This window comes from Moorena sp. SIO3I6, assembly GCF_010672095.1.
Map to the genome: position 1 here is coordinate 1 of NZ_JAAHHU010001073.1, position 1715 is coordinate 1715.

Below are 1715 nucleotides of genomic sequence, written 5' to 3' on the forward strand. Positions count from 1 at the left end.
CTTTTTCTAGCTCAAACTTGCTGATGTAGCGATTGGCTTTAAAGTAGAGTTGACGGGCAAAGTAGATTCCCATGTTTGTCAATCTCTGGGATTGTGTGCATAAAAAGTTGAGAATCGCCAATAACTCTTGATCTGGACTCAATAAAACTTGCTGACAGCCGTACACTGGCATCACCTCCTCGCTAATTGCTGATTATACTATAAACACGACACATAAATGTGTCTGCCTATTAGGCTCGCTCGGTTTCATCCCCTGCTTAAAAGACAGGGGCTTTCACCATCGCTTCTTGGTAATTGCTCACCGAGCCATCTATTAAACAATTCTTTCAGCAGTCGCTGACGCATGGGTTGGTCTAACTGGGCTGGAATTAATTTTTCTAGGCGCACAATCACGATCCACTCCCCTATTTGTGTTGGTGTCCACAACTGACCAGGCTGACTCAGTTTCAGAATCCGAGCAATCTGAGGGTGGGGCATAGTCATGGGCATCAGACCAATTAATCCTCCACTTTGAGCTTCTGGTCCTTGGGAATATTGCCGTGCTATTTCAGCAAAGGATTGCTCGCCATCCTCCAGCCGATAATACAGTTCCCGAGCGACACCTTTATGCTTAACGCGAATCAAGGAATAACTAACCTGATCTAGCTGCTGTTTGCGCTCGAGAAAGTAAGATTCTAGTCGGTGACCCCAGGTTTCTTGTTGGAATTTTTCAAGTTTTAGCTCACGGGTTGCCAAGGTTTTTAATTGGTTTAGAGTGATCTGATGATTCTCACACCAAGCCTGACGTGCTTTGTCATCCGTGAGCTTATTTTTGCCATAAAACCGCTCTTCAGCACTAGTTTGCTCTTCTGGGGTGCAGCTGATCTCAGCGATCGCATGGTCAATAATAATTTCCCGGAATAGCTGAGGCAGCAAAAGGTATCGTCTCAGCAGGGGAATAATTTCTGATGCTGTAATAGTTTGATTACCAACTTGTAAAATTTCGTTCATCAGTCTTTTCTCTAAAATCGTAAGTATTCAGCTATCAGTTATCAGCTATCAGCCATCAGCTATCAGCTATCAGCCATCAGCTATCAGCTATCAGCTATCAGCTATCGGCTATCAGCTATCAGCTTTTGAATAAGCGATGCAGCGCGGTCTTGGGGAGCCAGTGCGGTCTTGGGGGTCTCCCCCATGAGCAACTGGCGTGGTTTCCCCCATGAGCGACTGCATCAAGACAACAGGTAAGCTTTGTTTAATCTGTTTGAAGAAAACTGTCTAGTTCTGCAAATCCGTTGCCTTAAGCATTAAGCTGAGGGCTGACAGCTGACGGCTGAATGCTTAGTGCAATTATCATATTGACTTGATAGTGATAGCTGTTGAAATTAATGACTTGTTTCTCAAATATGAATTCGCTATAGTCCGCTAGGTCATCAATTCCTAGCAAGTTTAAAATAATTTCAGTTATAAGCCAAACGATGATTTTCTGCCACATTACCCTGTCCTCTTTACCTGTCTAGTTTTAGAGTAATGAGCAGAGCCAGGAATACTGTCTCATTTTTTGCATCAGTTTTTGAATCAAGTGTTTTTTTTCAGCTGATTTGTTTGATTTTTATTAGATTATTTTAAGGCTGTATTCAGATTAAGTTTAAGTTACTTTCAGATTGACCAATAAATAGAGATACTCAACAAGCTTAGGGGTGGTTATAGCATAGTATTGAAGACTATTTATCTCA

Annotated in this window: 1 protein-coding gene; it reads right to left on the reverse strand. The window is 42.3% G+C overall.

Features of this window, described 5'->3' with window-relative positions:
* Positions 1 to 246: 246 nt before the first annotated feature.
* Positions 247 to 990 (reverse strand): peptidylprolyl isomerase, encoded by a 744-nt coding sequence (locus F6K49_RS46235; RefSeq protein ID WP_293109159.1) that lies wholly within the window; start codon positions 988 to 990, stop codon positions 247 to 249.
* Between the last annotated feature and the right edge of the window lie 725 nt (positions 991 to 1715).

What these genes read in the sequence shown, in the direction of transcription:
- F6K49_RS46235 (WP_293109159.1), bottom strand. Translation starts at nt 990, where the DNA reads ATGAACGAAATTTTACAAGTTGGTAATCAAACTATTACAGCATCAGAA.